Source organism: Stenotrophomonas sp. AB1(2024), assembly GCF_037482345.1.
In the GTDB taxonomy this organism is placed as follows: domain Bacteria; phylum Pseudomonadota; class Gammaproteobacteria; order Xanthomonadales; family Xanthomonadaceae; genus Stenotrophomonas.
In genome coordinates this window covers 2484440-2505118 of record NZ_JBBHKO020000001.1, presented here as the reverse complement: position 1 = coordinate 2505118, position 20679 = coordinate 2484440, and the positions used below count along the sequence as shown (strand labels likewise).

Sequence of the window (20679 nt, the reverse complement as noted above, 5' to 3'; positions counted from 1 at the left end):
CGTGAAGCCCTGTTCCAAACGGTCGTTCCAGATGGTCAGATAGGGCTCAATCCACGCCCAGCCGGGCAGAGAGGTCCGCTTGAAGCGCGTCAGCACCATCGCCGCCATCGCGCTTGCCGCCCTGCTTGGGGCGATTCTGCCTGTCGCCGCGTTGGTCTATGTCAGCTGGAGCCGCGCCCAGGTCGCCGAAACCGACCGTCTGGAGCGTACCGCCGAACGCACCCTGCAGCGCGCCCACCGCGCCTACGAGGCCGGTCTGCTGGCCCTGCGCAAGCTCAACCAGTCGCAGCTGCCGGGCTGTTCGCCCGAGCATTTGAAGTTGATGCGCAGCCTGACGCTGGGCACCACCTCGGCCGAACAGGTCGGCTATTTCGAGGATGGTCGGCTGCGCTGCACCTCCTGGGGCATGGTCGAGGACCTGGTGCCCGAACCCACCCCGGAGCACATCACCGCCGACGGCGCCTCCATCACCCTGGGCGTTCGGCCCATGGCCGGCGATGGCGCCGGCACCCTGATGTCGGTACAGCTGGGCCGCCACGACATCCTGATGGATCCCTCCCGTTTCGTGGATGTCATTGCCGATCCCAGCGTGCGCTTGGCGGTGGCTACCCCCGATGGCCGGCTGATTGCCCAGCAGCCCATGCCCGACCCGGAGCTGCTGCAGCGGCTGCTGCGCCAACCGCACAACGGGCACACCCCGCGCACGTTGTTTGCCAGCGCGCAGGACCAGGAATGGCTGGCCGTCGCCATCGCCCCGCGCATCGGGCTGGTGGCCGCCTTCCAGCAGCAGTTCTGGCAGCTGGTGCCGCTGGGTGCGGTCGGCGCGGTGCTGGCCATCGTCGCCGGCGTCTGGCTGTCGCGCCGCCGCCTGTCGTTGCGCAACGAGTTGGCCAGCGCGGTGCGCCGCCGCGAATTCCGCATGGATTACCAGCCCATCATCGAACTGGATACCGGCATCTGCGTGGGCGCCGAGGCCCTGGTGCGCTGGTCGCGCGCCGACGGCACCCAGGTGCGACCGGATCTGTTCATTCCGGTGGCCGAAGAAACCGGGCTGATCGAAGCGCTCACCGACCACGTCATGGACCTGGTGATCAGCGACATGCGCGAGCTGCTCGTCCACGATCGCAGCGCGCATATCGCCATCAACCTCTCCGCCGGCGATGTCAGCAGTGGCCGTGCGCTGAAAGTATTGTCCGGCAAGCTGGTGGGCAGCGGCATCCACCCGCAGCAGATCTGGCTGGAGGCCACCGAACGTGGCTTCCTCGACATCCAGGGTGCGCGCACTTCGCTTGCCGCCGCACGCCGTGCCGGACACTGCGTGGCAATCGACGATTTCGGCGTGGGCTATTCCAGCCTGCAGTACCTGCAGCAGCTGCCGCTGGACGCGTTGAAGATCGACAAATCGTTCATCGATTCCATCGGCACCCATAGCGCGACCAGCCCGGTTACCTCGCACATCATCGACATGGCCAAGACGCTGGGGCTGTTCACCGTGGCCGAGGGCATCGAAACGTCGGTGCAGCTGGCCTACCTGCAGTCGCGGCAGGTGGAATTCGGGCAGGGCTGGTTGTTCTCGCGGCCGCTGCCGGGCCCGGAGTTCATTACTTTCCATGAGCAGCGGCGGACGCAGTATGGGAAGGCGCCGGAGGATATGCAGAACCCTAATGGGATTACCGAATAGGGTTTCCTGCGCAGCCACCCAGGGGGTGGCTCTACCCTGGATTCAGCGGACTCTTGGGGTGCAGTCCTATAATAGGCGCGCGGCATCCAGCCGTCCCCGTAATGAGGTGTGCCTGCATGCGCCAGTAATGCCCGCCGTCGTTTGACGGCCAGTCTCCTTCCCGCCCTGTTCGCAGGGGGAGCCCTTGGCATTCCTGGAGGTCGCATGACCGCATTGGCCCTCACGCTCGACCGCGTGACATTCACCCTGCCCGATGGCCGGGTGCTCTTTTCTGATTTCTCTGCGTCGTTCGACACCACCCCCACGGGACTTGTCGGTCGCAATGGCGTGGGCAAGAGCGTGCTTGGCCGCCTGCTGGCCGGGCAGCTGCAGCCCAGCAACGGCCAGATCCAGCAGCAAGGCCGCGTGCACCTGCTGGCCCAGCACAGTGGCGTGCTGCCCGGGCGCATTGCCGACCTCGCGGGCATCGCCCCGGTGCTGGACGCGCTGGACCGGATCGAAGCCGGCAGCGTGGACCCCCACGATTTCGCATTGGTTGGCGAGCGCTGGACCCTGCGCGAACAGTTACAGGCGCAATGGCGGCGGCTCGGCCTGCCCGCGTTGGACCCCGCGCAAGCGGCAGCCCGGCTCAGCGGCGGCCAGGCCATGCAGGTGGCGCTGGCCGGCGCCCTGCTGTCCGACGCCGACGCGCTGGTGCTGGACGAACCCAGCAACCACCTCGACAGCGTGCATCGAACGCGGCTGATCGATGCGCTGGCGCAATGGCGTGGCGGGCTGATCGTCATCAGCCATGACCGCGCACTGCTGCGGGAGATGCAGCGCATTGTCGAGCTCACGCCCACGGGGTTGCGCAGCTACGGCGGCAACTACGATCTGTATGCCGAGCAGAAGCAGGCCGAGCAGGCCAACGCCGACGCGGAGCTGGCGCTGCGCAAGCGCGAGCGCCGGCAGGAGCAGGTTGCGCTGCGCGAACAGCGCGAACGGCAGGAACACCGCCAATCACGCGCGCAGCGCGATGCCCGCACCGCCAACCAGGCGCCGATCCTTCTGGGCGGCATGAAGAACCGCGCCGAGAACAGCGCTGGCCGGCTGCAGGCGCAGCAGCTTGAACGGCGTGCAGCGGCAGACAGCCGGGTGCGCGCGGCGGCGGCGGGCGTCGACGACGTCACCCAGATTGCGATGCTCGGGCCAAGCCTGGCCACTCCCGGCCCGCAACAGGTGGCCACGCTTGCCAACGTGCAGCTGCCGTGGGTGATGGCGCCGTGGCAGAGCGTCAGCCTGCACATCCAGCGCGGCGACCGTATCGGCGTGCGTGGCCACAACGGCAGTGGCAAATCCACCCTGCTGCGGGTGCTGGCCGGTGAGGTGCAGCCGCTCAGTGGCGAGGTCAAGCGCGCGGCAACCACCGCCCTGCTCGACCAGGCCTTGTCCTCCTTGCCCGCGCAGGACTCTGCGCTGCAACTGCTGCAGCGCGCGAACCCGCAGGCCAGCGATGCCACGTTGCGCACCCAGCTGGCCCTGCTCGGTCTGGACGCCGAGCGCAGCCTGCGTCCGCTGGCCACCTTGAGTGGTGGCGAGCGGGTCAAGGCAGCGCTGGCCGCCGTGCTATATGCGGAAGTACCGCCGCAATTGCTGCTGCTCGACGAGCCCGGCAACCACCTGGACCTGGCCTCGCTTGCCGCCTTGGAGCAGATGCTCAACCAGTATCGCGGCAGCGTGGTAATCGTCTCGCACGATCAGGCGCTGCTGGATGCGGTGCAGCTGACCCATCAGCTGGATGCCACCGAGGAGGGGTGGCGGTTGAAGCTGCTGTAATCGCGTATATCACGTACGCGCCCAGGCAGGAAACGCATCCGGCAACAGCTGCCACAACATCGGCCCAGCCCGCATCTCGCCGTCATCCAGCAGGCACGCATCCAACTCCGCACGTACCGCGTGTTCATCCATCCCCACCCCGATCACCGCCAGCTCCTGGCGGCGATCGCCCCACCACGGGTGCCACATCCGGCGCATGGCCTGGTACTCGCCGGCGTTGGCCACCTCATGCACGCCAGGCAGCGGTGCCGTCCAGCACCCGGCCTGCTGCCGCACCCAGCCCACATCGGTGTACGGCACGCGCGGCGGCGGCAGCAGCGGCACCGTGTCTTCCAACCCGGCCTCCACTCGCTCGCGCGCCGCGTACCAGAACCCCGCTGCCTGGGTGCGGGTGGCCGCGCCCACGCTGGACAACTCACCCACCCAGTCCATGCGGTTGGCGAGCCAGAAGAACCCCTTGCTGCGGATCACGCTGCCCAAGCCGTGCTCCAGCAGGCGGGCGAACCGCTGCGGATGGAAGGGCCGGCGCGCGCGATACACAAAACTGGTGATGCCGTACTCCTCGGTCTCCGGCGTGTGCTCGCCACGCAGCGCCTGCATCCAGCCCGGCGCCAGCTGCGCGCGCACGAAATCAAAGCGCTGCGTATCCAGCAGTTCATTCGCCGGCACATCACCGTTGCGCGACAACAGCAGCCGCGCATCGCGGTTCATCGCGCGCAGCACCGCCAGCGTCTGCTGCAGCAGGTCATCGTCCACCACATCGCACTTGCTCACCACGATCACATTGGCGAACTCAATCTGCTCGGCCAGCAGGTCCACCACCCCGCGGGTGTCGTCCGCCCCGGCCTGCTGCCCGCGGTCAGCCAGCAGCGCATTGCTGCTGAAATCACGCAGGAAGTTCTGCCCATCCACCACCGTCACCAGCGTATCCAGCCGCGCGATGTCGTTGAGGCAGAACCCGGCCTCATCGCGCACCGAGAATGTGGCCGCCACCGGCATCGGCTCGGCGATGCCGGTCGATTCAATCAGCAGGTAGTCGTAGCGCCCTTCGGACGCCAGCCGCTTCACCTCCTGCAGCAGGTCGTCGCGCAGCGTGCAGCAGATGCAGCCATTGCTGAACTCCACCAAGGTTTCCTCGGTACGGCTCAGTGCCGCCCCGCCGTCGCGGACCAGCTGCGCATCGATGTTGATCTCGCTCATGTCGTTGACGATCACCGCCACCCGCAGCCCCTCGCGGTTGCGCAGCAGGTGGTTGAGCAGGGTGGTCTTGCCCGCACCAAGGAAGCCGGACAGCACCGTGACCGGCAAGCGGGAGTCGAGGGGAGTGGCAGAGGCAGTCATGGTGGTGAACGGTTGGAAGTGGACTGAAATGTTACTATATAACATCTTCAGCTCCAGACCCCCTCCCCCATGAAAACCACCAACGTCCTGCTCGACGCCGGCGCCATCGCCCTTTCCAGCCTGTGCCTGCTGCACTGCCTCGCGCTGCCTCTGCTCGCCGCCGCCCTGCCGCTGATGGGGGTGTGGGCCGAAGCGGAGTGGGTGCACATCGTGTTCGTGGCCATCGCCGCGCCCACCACCGGCTTCGCGCTATGGCGCGCCCACCGCCAGCAACCCCTGCCGGCCCTGGCCGGCATGACCGCAGTGGCAGGCCTCCTGCTGCTGTTGGCAGGCGCTGCCGGCTGGCCGAGCCACGACGCCGAGACCCCCATGACGGTAGCGGGCAGCCTGCTCCTGGCCAGCACGCACATCTGGAACGCCTGGCGCCGCCATCGGCATTGAGCGATTACGGCATCCAGCGCCCTTTCTTTTGTCGCTCGACCGCATACCCATGCACTGGAGGCGCCTTCAAACGTGGTTTCGCCGTCCTGGTCGGGGTCCATGCCCAATGCCTTGCAGTACGCCCAGTGATACTCCTTGGTTCCATCACTCTGGTCTTCATACGCACGGTCTGTGCGCGGGCTCTATCAATCAGCCCTTCAACGATTCAGTTTTCAATAGAACCACGCCATGCGTGGCTGGTGTGTCCGGTGCACGTGCGCCGGACGGAGGGCAGCCAGGCAGAGCCTGGCTCTACTTTCCGTAGGCGCGCAGCAGCTTTACCAGTACCTGGGCTTCGGCGGCCCGTTCGGCCGGATCTTCCGGTGATACCACGTGCGCGTGCAGGTGGTCATCCAGCAACGCCATCAGCAGGGCGTGCGCGGCGCCGCGCACCGCCGAGGCCTGCATCAGTACGTCCGTGCAATCGGCATCATCGGACTGCAGGGAGGTTTCCAGGGCCGACACCTGCCCGGCCATGCGCCGGACCCGGGCCAGAAGGGCCTTACGTTGCTGTTGAACATGCGCCATGGGGCCAAAGCATATACCCTATGGGGGTATATTCCAATCGTAGCCCCACCCCATGAGCCTTGCTGCCACCGTAGACGCCCGCCGCCACAGCCATCGTTTCGACGACGGCAACCCGCTGGCCGAACGCCGCACCCGCCAGGCCCTCTACCTCACCGCTGTGATGATGGTGGTCGAGATCATCGGCGGCTGGTGGTTCAACTCCATGGCCGTGCTGGCCGACGGCTGGCACATGAGCTCGCATGCGCTCGCCCTGGGCATGGCGGCGTTCGCCTACGCCTGTGCACGGCGCTACGCGCACGATGGCCGCTTCGCCTTCGGCACCTGGAAGATCGAGATCTTGGGTGGCTACACCAGCGCCATCGCGTTGCTGGGCGTGGCGCTGTTGATGGCCGTGCAATCCACGGAACGCCTGTTCTCGCCCAGCAGCATCCACTACAACCAGGCCATCGCCATTGCGGTTGTCGGATTGGTGGTCAACCTGGTCTGCGCGTGGTGGCTGCATGACAGTGACGGACATGGTCATGGTCACGGTCATCACCATGGGCACAACCACGAGCACCACCATCATGATCATGGGCATGGGCAACACGAACACGGCGCAGGCCACCACGCGCACGGCCAGGATCTCAATCTGCGCTCGGCCTACCTGCACGTCATCGCCGACGCCGCCACCTCCGTACTGGCGATCGTGGCGTTGATCGGCGGCAAGCTCTGGGGTGCGGCATGGCTTGACCCGATGATGGGGTTGGCAGGCGCGGTGCTGGTAACGGTCTGGGCGATCGGCCTGCTGCGCGACACCGGTCGCATCCTTCTGGATGCGCAGATGGATGCTCCGGTGGTGGCCGAAGTGCGCGAAGTGATCGAAGAGGGTCCGTGGGCGGCGAAACTGGCCGATCTGCATGTCTGGCAGGTCGGCCGGGGCAAGTACGCAGTGGTGGCCAGCGTGGTGACCGAAGCCGACCTGTCGGCGGATGTATTCCGCGATGCACTGGCCATACACGAAGAGCTGGTGCACGTCACCGTAGAGGTGAATCGCGCAGACAATCGGTAGAGCCACGCCCTGCGTGGCTGCCATGTCGGATCTACGTGCGGCTGAAGGTGAGCAGCCAGGCAGAGCCTGGCTCTACGGGGCTTGCGCCCTTTCAGAGCCGCAACAGCATCCCCGCCAGGAACAGCAGCAACGGCAGCGCGCTGATGATCGCGCCCACAATGCCTACCCATGGCCAGCGCTCGCGGCGCACCCGTGAGCCGATGGTCAGCAACAGACCCAGCACCGACGACGCCAGTACGCCTACCGCCACCCCGGCGCTTCCCACCAGCAGCCGGCCCATTTCGGGTGATGCCTGCGCCACTGCATAGGCCGCCGTGAGGATCACTGGCGCCACCAGCCAGCTGCAGGCGCCAAGCAATGGCCAGCGCCAGCCAGCGGCAGGGGCATCAATGGCCTTGTGCAGGGATTGAAGGGGCTGTGACATTGGCGTGCTCCGTAGGTCTCCCCCAACCGTACACCCAACCACGCGCGTGCACACAACCTCTGCACGCGTTGGCGCATCATGCGCCAAAACCTGTCTCTTGGGGGGGACCCACCATGCGCACACTGCCATTCCTGCTTCTGCTACCCAGCCTCTTGCTGCTCTCAGCCTGCCGCGACCGCGACAACGCCGCCGGGGTGTTCTCCTCCGACCCGCTGCTGGGCTGCTTCGCCACCCACCCACGCAAGCCCGCCGAGTTCCGCATCGAACAACAACAGGGCCAGTACTTCGTGTCCTTCAACCGCGACGAGCAATGGCAGCGCGACACCACGCCGCTGCAGATCTCCTCGCGCACCGACATTGCCCGCTTCTTCAACGACGATGCCAACCAGATCGATAAGGCGTTGGTGCGCCCCACCGGTGGCTTCGGCATCTTCCACTTCAATCCCGGCGCCACCCTCAAGGGCAAGGACAAGGACAGCGACTACATGGCGTTGGTCCTGATCGGTGCCGGCCCGGTGTTTCAGGTGACCTGTCCCTGAGCGCCGCACCCAAGGCGCAGCCCGGCGGCGAGCCGCGGATATGCAGTTGCCGCCGGGGCTTCCTCGTCGGTGCGGATCCCCGCCGCACCAAAACCCGGTGTGGGCACTGCAGGTAGCGGCGGATCTGCCACCGCGCTCCCTCTCCCCTGTACGGCCGACCCGCGCATGCAGTGGAGCCTGCCTGCACGGGCGCGACCGCCCATTGCCACGTACGCCCCCATTGCATCGCCATCCCCGCTGGCAACGTCCGGCGGCGCCCACGTGGTTCAACAACAGCATGACGTGGCACCCTGCGCACAGCACGCGCCAGCCATCCGGTTCGCCGTCCCACCATCCGGCGCACGCCACGCGGCACCGCCTGCCCGTACTTCAGCATGGCTCGCCCCCCCTGGCGCAACGACGGTGGATGGAGCTGTAGGGCCACTCGCAGGCGTCACGCACCAGCCCGTGCCTGACCGGGTTGTCGTGCACATAGGCGACATGCCGCTGCACATCGTCGGCATCCACCAGCCGGTGCTCACGGAAGTCGTTGTGCCAGAGCGGCCGCACGGTGCGGTCTCCGCGCACCATCGCGCGGGGGGGATGGCCTGGAAGCTGGCGGTCGAACACGGCCTGGATCTGCAGCCATCGCCGGTGGCCATCCTCGTCGCCGGCCGGCAGCGTCCAGACGCCATGCAGATGATCGGGCAGCACCACGATCGCGTTGATCCGGAATGGGCGCACCTGCTGGGCTACGCGGAAGGCCAACCGCAGCACCTGAGCGTGTTCCACCAGCAGGCGACTGTAGCGGTCGCGAAGATGCGCGCTGAAGAAGTACGCGCTGCCGGTTTTCCAAGCGTGGTTGTCAGTGGCCATGCGCGCAGTGTGCAAATCTGCGCGGGCGCGAACGATCAGGTCAGTACGTGTGGCTGCGTCGGCGTGACACCCGGCGAAGCGTCAGGCATGCATCAGTTCATGGCGCAGCGCGCGCGCCACCCAGCTCCCTCACGCAGTCCTGCCCAGCCGCGTCACTCACCCTCAACGCCAGACTCATATCGGCGTCCTTCGCCAACCGCTTTGCCGCTTGCGAGGTGGGCGGCAGCAGCCGGCGCAGCGCGTCACTGACCGGCACCGACCAGCTGCGCGGGCCAGCATCCCTCCTGCCCGATGCAGGCAGGTCCCCCAGCGTCCACGGCAGCATGAGCAGCATCTGCGAACTTGACGAGATCACCTGGTCAGGTGCATTGCGGAACGAGATCACCACGCGCATGACGGGATAATCGTCGGTCCAAAGCGCTTTCTGGTAGTACGCATCCAACTGTGTACGCAGGGCCGCGCCACTCAGATGTGCAAACATGCGGTTGCGGATCTCCTCTTCGCTGCAGCCGGCCACGTCGGCGCGGGCGACGATCGGCGCATGCTCCATCATCCACGCCGGCGGCACCCGGCGCGCCACCACCTGCACCGCCCGCTCGCGCGGCCAGGGTGGCGCCGACAGCGCCCACACCAGTTCACCTACCCGCTGTGCCGGCACCGTGGCCTGCGCGGTTTCCACGCCATCGGCCGTTTCCACCATCGAGGTGCGGGTAAACGCGCGCTGGCCGCCGCTGCGCTGCAGCCGGTGCACTTCATCGGCCCTGCTCCAGCCGCTGTACTGGTACTGGATCTCCACCGCGCGCACGTTGTCCATCGAGGCCGGCGGCGTCCCGCTGCCAGGCATGGTACACGCCACCAGCAGCACGGCAGGTACGCACCCCAGCAAGCGCAACGCGGCGCGGAAGAAGACAGGCATGCTGTCATTCTAGACCTCCGTGAACCAGCCCAGCGCCCATCTCGGTTACGATGCCCCCCCTTCCTGCCCGTCGGCCGGCTGCCCTGCAGCGCGGTCCACCCTGATCCCGTGCCCCATTACACCGGCCCCCTGCTCACCCGCCCCCTTGCCGAAGCCCTGGTCCGCGCCCGCGACAGCGGTGCCACCGAATGGACCGGCTCGCTCGACCTGGCGCGCTCCACCGGCACCGCCATGCTGGGCGCGGAGAACTGGCAGTGGAAGGGCGAAACCTATGCCTACCCGGGCAAGACCAGGGACCGCACCCTGTATTACTGGGATGGCGAGGAGTTCCTGGCGGTGTCGCGGTTCGGCTCGGCGCTGATCAAGCTGGTGCCCACCGAATGGGACGCGCCCACCTTCGAGATCGACGGCATCAAGATGCTGCCCAGCGCGCAGGTCTCGCCCTACGAAGATGCACGCCGCAAGGTGGCACTGGTGGCCCCGGCCGGCAAGACCGTGCTCGATACCTGCGGCGGCCTGGGCTACTTTGCCGCCTGCTGCCTGGACGCCGGGGTCACCCGCATCCAGTCGTTCGAGAAGAACCCCGACGTGCTGTGGCTGCGCACGCTGAACCCCTGGTCGCCCGACCCGGACGCGGACAGCAGCGGCGGGCGGCTGTCGCTCACCCACGCCGATGTCTCGCAGGCGATCGAAGCGCTGGAAAGCAGTTCCGTGGATGCCATCCTGCACGACCCGCCGCGCTTCGGCATTGCCGGCGAGCTGTACTCGCAGGTGTTCTACGACCAGCTGGCGCGGGTCATCCGCAAGGGCGGGCGCATGTTCCATTACACCGGCGCGCCCAACAAACTCACCAGCGGCCGCGACGTGCCGCGTGAAGTGGCCAAGCGGCTGGAGAAGGCCGGCTTCAAGGCCGAGCTGGCGCTGGACGGCGTGCTCGCGGTCAAGCGCTGACAAACGGCTGGTAAATCAATAGCCCATCACACTCCGGAAGCTTTCCGGAAGATTCCGCGCGCCCCGCCAGCGGCCCGGAAGGTTCCCGGCAAGCGCCCTTTTCCTCGATCAGCCAACGTCGGACACACACCCTGTCGCCGCTTCCCAGCGCCGACAGTCCCGTCCGATCCACGCTCATCGAGGCCCGCCGGCATGAACTTCCGTGATGTCGCTACCGTCAACTTCCAGGGACTGGTCATTGCTTTCGCCCGTGGCGACCAGCCCACCGCGCCGCCCGACGAGGGCCGGATCGCCACCAACCTCTACTTCAATGTCCTGGCGCTGGAGACCGATTCGGCCAGCGATGCCTCGGACTGGAGTGGCTTCCAGCCGCTGACCCTGCCCGACGCGGTGCGCCCGGCCGGCATGAACATGATCAACGTACCGGTCACCTGGTCGCGCGACCGCGCCATCGACGGGCTGGAAGACGCCGACCAGCCGTTCCGGGTGGTGACCAACCAGGAATACGTCTACCTGTTCCGGCAGGCCCGCAAGGGCACCCTGCTGGTCAATCGCCTGCGGCTGGTCCGCCAGGCCGCCGCCGACAACCCGCAGGAAATCGGCTTCACCCTGGAACCGGCCTGGGAGGTGCGCTTCCAGCGCAGCGGCAAACCGGACGTCCCGGCCGACCCGCGCGATGCGCAGTCCTACCTCTCCCCCGACCGGGTTCCGTTCCTGGAACCGGCATTCGAGTTGTTCATGGTCGACGGCCTGGTCGACGGCAACTTCGCGGTGGAGCTGCTGCCACGCAACGAGGGCACCCTGCTCACCTGCGCGGTGATCGTCGGCCGTAACGCCGACAACCGCGTGGACGGCTACGAGCTGCGCCTGGACGCGGCCGGGTTGTTCTCGCTGGGCGACAAAACCCATGTCGACGGCCGCATCGGCCCGGACTTCAGCTATGGCCTGGTGGACGCCGCCGGCACGCCGCTGGTGTTGCACGGCCGCCCGGCCAGCACCCTGTACCTGAAGCAGGAACGGGTGCGCGGCAGCGACGGCAGCTCATTCACCGTCAAGCGCAGCGGCCGGGTGATGATCGCGCACAAGGCCACGTGCGGCGCATCGCCGGCCACGCTGGCCACGGTCGACCTGGCCATCGGTACCGATGGCCGCCTGGCGCGCCCGGCCGCCGCGTTGAAGGTGGACCCGGTGGGCGTGGCCAACTACACGCTGGTGTTCGACCCGGGCACCTACGTAGACCTGCCCCACTGGGCACCCAAGCAGCACTACAGCGTGGAACTGTCGCTGTACCCGCGCGCGCCCGACCTGGCCGTGCAGCAGGTGCTTGGCCCGATCCACGACACCGACGCGCCGTACCTGCGGCTGGTCGACGGCAACGCGATCGAGGTCGGCTTCAACGGGAAGAACGGCAAGCCCTACTCGGCGCGCACCGCGCCGGGCACGGTGCGCCAGGAGGCCTGGACCCAGGTGAAGGTGTCCTTCGATGCCAAGGCCACCCCGCGCTACACCATCTCCCTCAACGGCTCCAACGTTGCACTGGACGAACAGGGCGAAGGCGACCACCCCAGCGCCGGGCAGATCGATGCCATCGGTGCGCCGCAGCAGGGTTTCATCGGGTATGTCGACCAGGTCATGGCCTACGACGGCGCCGGCTGGGACCCGAAGACGCTGGTCGGCAGTTTCCCGTTCGACACCATCGATTACACCGACAACAACCAGCAGCCGCTGGATCCGCCGCTCACCCCGAACAGCCATGACCCTGCGGCACCGGGCAAGGTGCATGGCGCGCGCCTGCTGCCCTCCACCAGCCCGGCAGCAGTGGCCGCCGGCGCGCTGAGCTGGGACGCACGCGGCCTGAGCATCTACGCCGCGTACTTCGATGGCCTTGAGGAGTATACCGAACTGCAATCGTCGCCAGCGTTGCTGGCCGGCTCCGACGGCCTGCTGCACTGCTATTTCCAGGGCAGCTCCGATGCGTTTTCGGTGATGCAGCTGGACACCGAAACCGCACGCGCCACCTACGAAGCCCGCTGGACCACCGCCGCCGGTAGCGAAGAACAGGGCCGCCTGCAGTTCGTCTCGGCGCAGCCGGGCGCCTTCATGAACGATGCCAGCGTCACCCTCGCGCCCGCTGCGACCCGGGCCGCCAGCTTCTGCGACATCACCTTCAGCGTGCCCACCGGGCAGCTGGAACACTGGAAGGGCGTGCCGCGCAGCGTGCAGGTGTTGGCCGACGTGCTGGCCGGCAACACCGTCACCGACCCGGCCGACGCGCGCCTGCGCACCGGTGCCTGCAGCTACTTCGACGCCACCGGCACGCGCCCGGCGGTGTACCTGCCGCTGCCTGGCTCGCCACTGCTGGCCGATATCAGCGTGATCAGCCGCGACATCGCGCAACTGCCGCTGCAGTCCGTGGCGATCACCGAGGCCGGCACCGACAAGGTCGACGTGACCTTCGCGTTCACCCCGCTGCGCTGGAACGGCAAGACCTTGACGGTCAACTGGCCGGCGGTGCCGCGGCGCCTGGGGCTGTTCCTGGACACGCTGGCCGGCCTTTCCACCCGTTACGACTACCGCAGCGGCAGCGCCAACATTGCCTCGTACAGCCTGGTGGCCAGCAGCGGCCCGGCCAGCGCCAGCCGCGTGCTGGTGCTGCTGGAGCCCAACAGCGGCGATCTGAAGACGCTGGCCATCAGCGCCGTGGCCGACGATGACCTGCTCTGCGATGTCGCCATCACCCAGGATGCGAAGACCGCCACCTGGATCCGGGTGCCACGCGCACAGGGCAGCTTCACCCGCGTGCTGGAAGGCACCGCCGCGAAGGACGAGTACGACTACGCCACACTCGCCAGCGGCGACTACGCAGCCATCGGCAAGGCATTGATCATCAGCACCGATGGCAGTGACGCGCTGTTGCAGGATGTCCACCTGGGCGGCGACACGCCGCCGGTATCCGATGTGGACCTGCGTGCCAGCAGCGGCCTGCTGGCGATCTTCGCTTCTGCTGCGTACCCGGCCGCCACCGATGTTCCCATCACGCCCACCGCGGTCACGGCCAGCACTTTCCAGAGCGCGCGCGATGCACAGGACAAGCCGCTGCTGGCCGGCTCGGCGCTGTTCCGCGCCATCCCGTACAGCCTGCCCAACCAGGGCGCGGCAGGTGTGGTGCAGGACACCGCCGCGTTCACCGATGGCGTCGCGCCACTGACCCTGCAGGGTTTCAACGGTGGCTGGCTCAACGCACCGGGCCAACGCACGCTGGGCTACCGCCCCGACAGCTGGGTGCAGTTCGAGGTCGACCCGGTCAAGGTGCCCGGCATCGAGGCACTGACCATCGAAGGCGACATGAGCCTGGAACTGTGGGCGCACCCCGACCGCGCCGCCGCCGATGACCTGCAGCCGTTCCAGCGCCTGCTCACCTTCGCCCGCACCGCCCCCGGCAGCAGCACGCCGGTGCGCTTCCTGGCCGCACTCAACGACAGCCCCAGCGTGCGCTTCACGGCCGATACGCGCGTGCGTGCCTCGTTCAACACCAGCGCCGGCACGCTGTATACCTGGCTGTGCGCGGACGGCAAGGCTGGCGACCCGGTCCCCGCGGGCGTGGTCGGCGCCATTGCCAGCCTGGGCGCGGTGCACCCGATGCTGGAACTGAAGACCGATGCGAACGGGCACCTGAGCGTCTCGTGCCCCTTGGATGCCGGCACACCGGCCATCGTTTCCAAGGCCGCCCTGCAGGCCGGCACCTGGTACCAGACCGCGGTGACCTTCGGGATGAAGGAAGAGCAGTCCGGAAGCAACGTCACTTACACCTTCACCGCGCAGCTGTATCTGGATGGGATGTCGCAGGGCAGCGCCAGCTTCAAGGCCACCGTGCCGGTGACCAACCCCATCGAGCTGGCCACCCTCGTGTTCGGTGATCTCGCTGGCGGCGCCACGCTGCCGATGCGCCTCAACGAAACCGCGTTCTTCGGCAGCGCGCTGGACACCGATGCCATCGAGATCTACAACGGCCAGCGCATTCCCGACAACGCCGCGCACCTGGTGCTGAAGTGGATGTTCAACGAAGGGGTCAACACCACCGCCATCAACAGCTCGGCGCTGGGCAGCGAGTTCAACGTGGCCATCCAGCCCACGGCCACATGGTCGGGCGACGGCCTGTATTCGGTACCGGTGCTGGGCCATGGCGACAGCGTGGCCGTACTCAACGCCGACCCCATCATCCACGGCTGGGCGCACCTGGCCCTGGTGCACCAGGCCGGGCACGCGGTCACGTTGAACGGTGCCGACCATGGCGACGGTGGCCGCGATGACACCCTGAACCTGGCCGACAGTTTCTCGCTCGAGGCCTGGGTGGAACCGGCCACGCCCACCGCGTTCGGTGCACAGACCGTACTGGCCAAGGGCGACGACTACGTACTCCAGCTCGACGGCAAGCGCCGCCCGGTGTTCTCGGTGCGCGTGACCATCGATGACAAGGAGCAGGTGCTCAGCATCACCGGCAGCACCGCGTTGGCCAACGGGCGCGCGGCCTACCTTGCGGCCAGCTTCGAAGTGATCACCGTGCAGGACGGCGATGCCAGCAAGGCCACCACGCCGCAGTACGAAGTGCACATGTTCCTGTACGTGGACGGCGTCGAGGCGGCCAGCGGCATCAAGGATGGCAAGACCTATACCCGTTACAAGGACCCGGTGCAGCGCGTGCTGTCGCGCTCGGCGTTCAACCTGGGCCGCTCGCCCCTGCTGGGCGGCAGCAGCTGGTTGACCGGGCGCCTGGCCGACGTGCGGCTGTGGGCGCGCTGCCTGGGCGCGGCGGAAGTGGCTGCGGTGAAGGCCAACCGGCGCGTACCGGCCAATGCCGATGGCCTGGTGGCGTGGTGGCCGTTCAACGAAACCGGCGGCCGGGTGGCGTTCGACGCCAAGGGCGACAACGATGTGCGCCTGAGCCGCGGCGACCTGCGCGGCCTGTTCGCCGCCACTACCACCAACGCGTACTACGTCAATGGCAACGCGGCCACCACACCGACCTATCTGGACGATGCCAACGCCATTGGCGGTTACGGCAAGGGCGACGGCTTCCGCCTGGCTGGCCTGCCTGGCGACGACAGCGCAGGCGTGCACGGGCAGCTGGCCGACATCCGCATCTGGGCCACCCAGCGCACGGGCGAACAGATCGCCGACAGCATGCACCGGCCGCTGTCGGGCAGTGAAGCGCACCTGCGCGGGTATTGGAGCTTCGCCAACGGCTCCGGGGCCGCAGTGGAAGACCGCACCGGGCGCGGCAACGTCGGCCAGCTGGCCGGCAAGGGCAGCGCGCTGCCCACGTGGCTCACCTCCACCGCACCGCTGGGCAACGAAGCACCGGAAGTGATCAACGTGCTGGGCGGCGTGCCCACCTTCGCCCAGCTGGACATCACCGAAACCCCGGCGGTGGTGGAATACGCCGACCTCCAGCGCGATGCCTACGGCGATGTCTTCAGCGTGATGAAACGCGCCTACCTGGGCATCGCCCACCAGGAGCTGCTGCTGATCACCGGCTACAAGATCGGCGATCTCGATACCGTCTACCTGGGCCAGGCGCAATCCAAGCCTACGCTGGTGGGCTACATCGAAGGTGCCCCGCCCATTCCCAGCGAAAACCAGACCCTGCCCTACTGGCGCGGTGGCTACGGCGAACTCAACAGCTATGCCGGCGCCACCTCGGTGGAATTCACCGAAGCAGACAACACCGTGTACGCCTACAACGCCAGCCGCGATGTCGCCGACACCCACGCATTCTCGTTCAAGGGCGGCCTATACGGCGGCGGCCAGTATTCCACCAGCGCCGGCATCGGCGTCGAAGCTGAAAACCCGATACTCGCCTTCGAAACCCACCTGGGCCGGCAACTCGGCATCTCGGTCACCGAACACAACAGCCAGGGCATCGGCATCCAGAACGGCACCACGCAGACCCTGGCCACCGGGTTCCAGCCCGGCGGCGCCTGGGAAACCGGCAGCAGCCCGGAACAGTGGGTCAACCCGGTGGTGGGGCGCCGCTACATTCCCAGCAACAACGGCGTGGCGCTGGTCAAATCGCTCACCGTGGATCTGTATGCCAGCATCCTGCGCAGCACCGGCAGCATGGTGAAGATGACCATGACGCCCAACACCGACATCCCGGTGGACGTGAACCTCATCGATTTCCCCATCGATGCCAGCTACACCAAGAACGGCACGCTCGATGGCAAGGTCGGCCTGCGCAACGACCCTTCCTACCTCAGCGCGGACCTGGAGCGCGGCAGCTACTTCAAGCCGCTGGAAGCGTATGCGATCAAGCGCCGCATCGAACGCGATACCGCGCGGCTGGAAGCGTACTACCAGCAGTACGACCCGTCTTCCACTGCCAGCAAGATCAAGTCGTCCAGCGGCTACGACAACTACCGCAACCTGGTACGCGATACCTCCGCCTACGACTGGTCGCAGCACCTGAGCAAGCGCAGCATCGTCAACACCTACGTGTGGACCGCCGGCGGCGGGCGGCATGCCGACCAGACCAGCAACATGAACGTGCTAAGCGAACAGCATGGCGCCATTGCATCGTCCAGCATCTCGGACGGCGCGGTGGGCGATGTGCAGATCGGCTTCCCGTTCGGCTTCTACCTGGACTTCGATTACCTCTACACCTCGGCCACCGAAGTCAGTTCGATCAAGTCCAGGGAAGAAGGCGACGACTTCGCGCTCACCGCCAGCAGCAGCCCCGATGCCTGGCTGCATGCGCCGATCTTCAACGGCGATGAGGTGACCTTTGCCGAATCGCCCACCGAAGGCAAGGTCGACGGCTACCGCTACCAGGCCTTCATGCTGGCGCCCGATACCGAACATGCCAGCACCTTCTTCAACCAGGTGGTGGACCCCAACTGGCTGGCCAACAGCAAGGACAGCAACGCCGCCGCGCTGCGCGAAGCCAGTTCCACCAACACCGGGCCGTGGCGGGTGATGTACCGGGTCACCTACGTCAGCCGCATTCCCCCGCGCTTCCAGCCGGTGCCGGCCGAAACCCAGGCCCCGGACGAACAGCCTCCGGCCAACCTGGATTACAACGCGCTGCTGGTGCAGCTGGTGCGCGCCAACCTCAAGGGCATCCAGGCACCCACGCCGCTGCAGGTAGGCGCCGCGGTAAGCAGCGTGATCGGCACTGCCGCCGAACCCGGCCAGCTGCAGGCCAGCCTGCCGTGGTGGTCGCAGTTCCTCACCGACAGCACCGATTTCGCCTTGCCCGCCGCCGGCATCCTGCGCGCGCTTCGTGAAGATCTCCTGCAGTACGTGCTGTCCGACTACGCCTGCGAGGAGAAGTGACGTGCGCATCCATGACGATCCACCGGACCTGTACCTGCGTGCAGTGCCCCAGGGCCCCGCGCTGCCACGCATGGGTGGGGCGTACTGCCCGGACATCGTGCCGTGGGGCGAGGCACTGGATCCTGCGCCGGCGGCGCTGGCAGAGCCGCCGCTGTGGGACGAAGACCCTGGCCGGCCGCTGCTGCCGGCGGTCTTCAACAACGTGTACGTGCGCTGCGCCAACGCCACCCGCAGCGATGTGCCCGGCCGCCTGTACCTCGCGGTGGGCGCGGCCAGCCTGCCGTGCTGGCCGGACCTGCTCAAGCCGCTGCCCGCGCCGGGCGGTGGCGACTACGTGCCACTCACGGTCAACGGCGGCCAGAATGCCGCGCTCACCACACCGTTCAAGTGCCAGCCGGAAAGCGCCACCGATACCCTTGCCGCCTGGTTGGTCACCCGCCTGCACAAACCAACGCCTTCGGATGCGCTGGACACCGTCGCCGACCTGAAAGCGTTCCTTGAGAACAATGCAGGCTACGCACAGCGCAGCGTGGCGTTCGGCATCACCGGCAGCTACACCTTCGCCGCCCAGTACCAGCAGCGCAACGCAGCGGCGGACATGCAGCTGGAACTGCGCTGCCACAACTGCCCGGTCGGCTGGACCCTGTCGGTGCTCCCCGACCGCGACGACGGCCCGCTGCGGCTGGAGCCGTTCGAGCTCACCAACAGCAGCCAGATCGTGAGCCTGATCAAGAACGTCCACGCCAGGTACGAAGACGTACTCACCCTGCGCATCGACAGCCACGACCTGCCACCGGCGCCCGATGCACGCGTGGACCTGGTGCTGTCGGTACGCGTGCCCGGCACTACCGCGCCCCCCATTCTGTTCCGCCTGGGCTGCCATTCCTGGCGCGCCCAACCCCCTTCCACGGATGCAGCCACCCGTGGTTCCACGCAGCACAGGAGTCAGCCATGAACGGCAATACCGCAGGCACCGACTGGAATGACCTGTTCGTCCGCACCAGTTTGAATGAAACCTCGCCCACCGGCCGGGTAGGCGGTTTCAGCTCCCCGGACATCATTCCGTGGGGCACCCAGCCGACCAACCCGTCCCGCTTCGCCACCGACGAGAGCTACCGCCAGTACGAATCCAGCGTGGGCTTCCTGTCGGGCCAGACCAATTACATCTACGTACGGGCCAAGAATTCCTCGGCCACCACCGAAGCGGTGGGCCTGGCCTATCTCGCCCTCACCGACCCGGCCGTGGTGTTATGGCCCGGCGGCAACAAATGGACCTTCATCAAGACCAGCGGCGGCTTCGATGGCAGCGCGCTGGGGCCGATCGGTCCAGGCGCCATTGCCGTCACCGACGACCCGTTCGCTTACGTCCCCAAGGACAGCGGCCATCGCTGCCTGGTCACCTGGCTGTCCACCAAGTCGCACCCGGTGAAGAACCCGCCGCCGGAGATCACCACCGCCAGCGCGCTGGTCACCTTCCTCAAGGACAACCCCAACTACGCCCACCACAACATCGACATCGCGCCCAACACCACCGGCGCCAACTCGTTCCCCGCGCCGTTTTCCACCGGCACCGAAGGATCCACCTGGATGTGCGGGCTGAAGGTGCGCAACTGCAAGGGCTTCACCATTTCCTTCTCCTGCCCGGACCCGCTGCCCGATGGGACCTACATCAACTTCCTGCCCACCACCGTGCTGCAGAACGACGAACTGCGCTACATGTTCGGCCCGTTCGACGTGGCGGTGAACTGGAACATCAACGTCAACTGCACCTACCAGACCAACAACCTGCAACCGGAGGATTTCAGCGTGGAGTTCATCACCGAAAGCGTGGTCAACCGCTATGACGACGCTGCGTTGATGGCCTTCGCCACGCCGGTCACCGCCGATTTCGGCCTGGACATGACCACCATCACTGCCCTGGGCCTGCGGTCGGTCACCGTCGGCTCCCTGGGCGTAATGAAAGGAGCGAACCCGGCATGAACACCACCCCCGCCCCCATCGAACCGAACCCGCTGTGCAGCTTCCAGGGCGCCTACCTGTCCCTGCTGGAGGTGCAGCTCAAGCTCGGCCCGTTCACCCTCAACACCCATCCCGGGCTGGGCCTGGGGCACAGCGTGGACCAGACCGTGCTGGATGGCGTGCCGGTCACCACCCTGCGCAGTGCCAAGCGCAACGTGCAGCCGAAGGAAGGGCCCGCGCCCAGCGGGCAGATGGCACTGGGCTACAAGCAGAACGGCACCCCGTGGCTGATGGCCTTCACCATCATCACCGATCCTGCAGGCGGCCTGGTGGGCAGCCGGTTCTCGCTTGACGTGCAATCCAGCTATCCGGACCTGAAAATGTCGATCGGCCAGATCGAGATCAACCAGCCCAAGCTGGTGGTGCAGAAGGTGGGGTATCTGCCGGCCGACTACCTGGCCCAGCTGCAGCTCAATTTCTGGGCCAAGGATCCCGACACCTTGCCCATCGATGCGTGGGTGGCGGTGCAGGTGGGGTTCCTGCGCAAGCCCGATTCGCCCACTCTGGCCGCGGCCATCGCCGCCGGTGATCTGTCCGGCGAAGAACTGGTCAACACCTATGAGCTGCTGTACTACCCGGCCTCGGGCGATGCCAACGACGCGCCGGTGCTGGGCAACAACTACCCGGCAGCCGATCGCCACGCGCGCGCCTGACCGCCTACCCCTGCCGGCCCGCCCCCAGGGAGCGGGCCGGCCTGCGTGCCCGGCGCGCATTTCATGGCGTTGCACTACTATCGGCCATCTGACC

15 protein-coding genes are annotated in these 20679 nt (G+C 67.2%); 10 read left to right on the top strand and 5 right to left on the bottom strand.

Features of this window, described 5'->3' with window-relative positions; all coding sequences use genetic code 11:
• Nucleotides 1-79 precede the first annotated feature (79 nt).
• Nucleotides 80-1681, top strand: coding sequence for an EAL domain-containing protein (locus tag WIX41_RS11425; RefSeq protein ID WP_339447621.1), 1602 nt, complete (start codon nt 80-82; stop codon nt 1679-1681).
• 204 nt (nt 1682-1885) lie between these two features.
• A complete protein-coding gene (locus WIX41_RS11420; RefSeq protein ID WP_339447619.1) occupies nt 1886-3496 on the top strand; it encodes an ABC-F family ATP-binding cassette domain-containing protein in 1611 nt (536 codons plus the stop codon).
• Nucleotides 3497-3505: 9 nt separating this feature from the next.
• Here WIX41_RS11420 and WIX41_RS11415 read toward each other — a convergent pair whose 3' ends face one another.
• Entirely contained in the window at nt 3506-4837 is a 1332-nt protein-coding gene (locus WIX41_RS11415) for a GTP-binding protein (protein WP_339447617.1), read from the bottom strand.
• A 69-nt stretch (nt 4838-4906) separates the two neighbouring features.
• Between WIX41_RS11415 and WIX41_RS11410 the strand changes: the two genes are divergently transcribed.
• Nucleotides 4907-5278 carry a MerC domain-containing protein gene (locus WIX41_RS11410; RefSeq protein ID WP_339447615.1) on the top strand — a complete coding sequence of 124 codons (372 nt, stop codon included), beginning with the start codon at nt 4907-4909 and terminating at the stop codon, nt 5276-5278.
• A gap of 291 nt (nt 5279-5569) precedes the next feature.
• Here WIX41_RS11410 and WIX41_RS11405 read toward each other — a convergent pair whose 3' ends face one another.
• A complete protein-coding gene (locus WIX41_RS11405; protein WP_339447613.1) occupies nt 5570-5845 on the bottom strand; it encodes a metal-sensing transcriptional repressor in 276 nt (91 codons plus the stop codon).
• Between the two features lie 52 nt (nt 5846-5897).
• Between WIX41_RS11405 and dmeF the strand changes: the two genes are divergently transcribed.
• Nucleotides 5898-6896 (top strand): CDF family Co(II)/Ni(II) efflux transporter DmeF, encoded by a 999-nt coding sequence (dmeF, locus tag WIX41_RS11400; RefSeq protein WP_339447611.1) that lies wholly within the window; start codon nt 5898-5900, stop codon nt 6894-6896.
• 91 nt (nt 6897-6987) lie between these two features.
• On the opposite strand, the gene WIX41_RS11395 is transcribed toward dmeF, so the two are convergent.
• Nucleotides 6988-7320, bottom strand: coding sequence for a hypothetical protein (locus tag WIX41_RS11395; RefSeq protein ID WP_339447609.1), 333 nt, complete (start codon nt 7318-7320; stop codon nt 6988-6990).
• A gap of 113 nt (nt 7321-7433) precedes the next feature.
• On the opposite strand from WIX41_RS11395, the gene WIX41_RS11390 reads away from it, so the two are divergent.
• Entirely contained in the window at nt 7434-7859 is a 426-nt protein-coding gene (locus WIX41_RS11390; protein ID WP_339447607.1) for a hypothetical protein, read from the top strand.
• Nucleotides 7860-8228: 369 nt separating this feature from the next.
• Here the strand turns inward: WIX41_RS11390 and WIX41_RS11385 are convergent, their stop codons facing one another.
• Together WIX41_RS11385 and WIX41_RS11380 are read right to left on the bottom strand one after the other, a co-directional pair.
• On the bottom strand, nt 8229-8714 hold the full coding sequence (locus WIX41_RS11385) for an REP-associated tyrosine transposase (protein WP_339447605.1): 486 nt from the start codon (nt 8712-8714) through the stop codon (nt 8229-8231).
• A gap of 97 nt (nt 8715-8811) precedes the next feature.
• On the bottom strand, nt 8812-9630 hold the full coding sequence (locus WIX41_RS11380; protein WP_339447603.1) for a hypothetical protein: 819 nt from the start codon (nt 9628-9630) through the stop codon (nt 8812-8814).
• A 108-nt stretch (nt 9631-9738) separates the two neighbouring features.
• On the opposite strand from WIX41_RS11380, the gene WIX41_RS11375 reads away from it, so the two are divergent.
• The 5 genes from WIX41_RS11375 (at nt 9739) to WIX41_RS11355 (ending at nt 20585) form a co-directional block, all read left to right on the top strand.
• Nucleotides 9739-10581, top strand: coding sequence for a class I SAM-dependent methyltransferase (locus WIX41_RS11375; protein ID WP_339447601.1), 843 nt, complete (start codon nt 9739-9741; stop codon nt 10579-10581).
• A gap of 192 nt (nt 10582-10773) precedes the next feature.
• Nucleotides 10774-17913 (top strand): LamG-like jellyroll fold domain-containing protein, encoded by a 7140-nt coding sequence (locus tag WIX41_RS11370; RefSeq protein WP_339447599.1) that lies wholly within the window; start codon nt 10774-10776, stop codon nt 17911-17913.
• A 1-nt stretch (nt 17914) separates the two neighbouring features.
• Nucleotides 17915-18868: a hypothetical protein gene (locus WIX41_RS11365; RefSeq protein WP_339447597.1), complete on the top strand. Its 954-nt coding sequence runs from the start codon at nt 17915-17917 to the stop codon at nt 18866-18868.
• Nucleotides 18865-19893, top strand: a complete 1029-nt coding sequence (locus WIX41_RS11360; RefSeq protein ID WP_339447595.1) for a hypothetical protein — start codon at nt 18865-18867, stop codon at nt 19891-19893. The genes WIX41_RS11365 and WIX41_RS11360 overlap by 4 nt, the downstream gene beginning before the upstream one ends.
• Nucleotides 19890-20585, top strand: coding sequence for a hypothetical protein (locus WIX41_RS11355; RefSeq protein ID WP_339447593.1), 696 nt, complete (start codon nt 19890-19892; stop codon nt 20583-20585). Before WIX41_RS11360 ends, WIX41_RS11355 begins: the two co-directional genes overlap by 4 nt.
• The last annotated feature ends 94 nt before the right edge of the window (nt 20586-20679 follow it).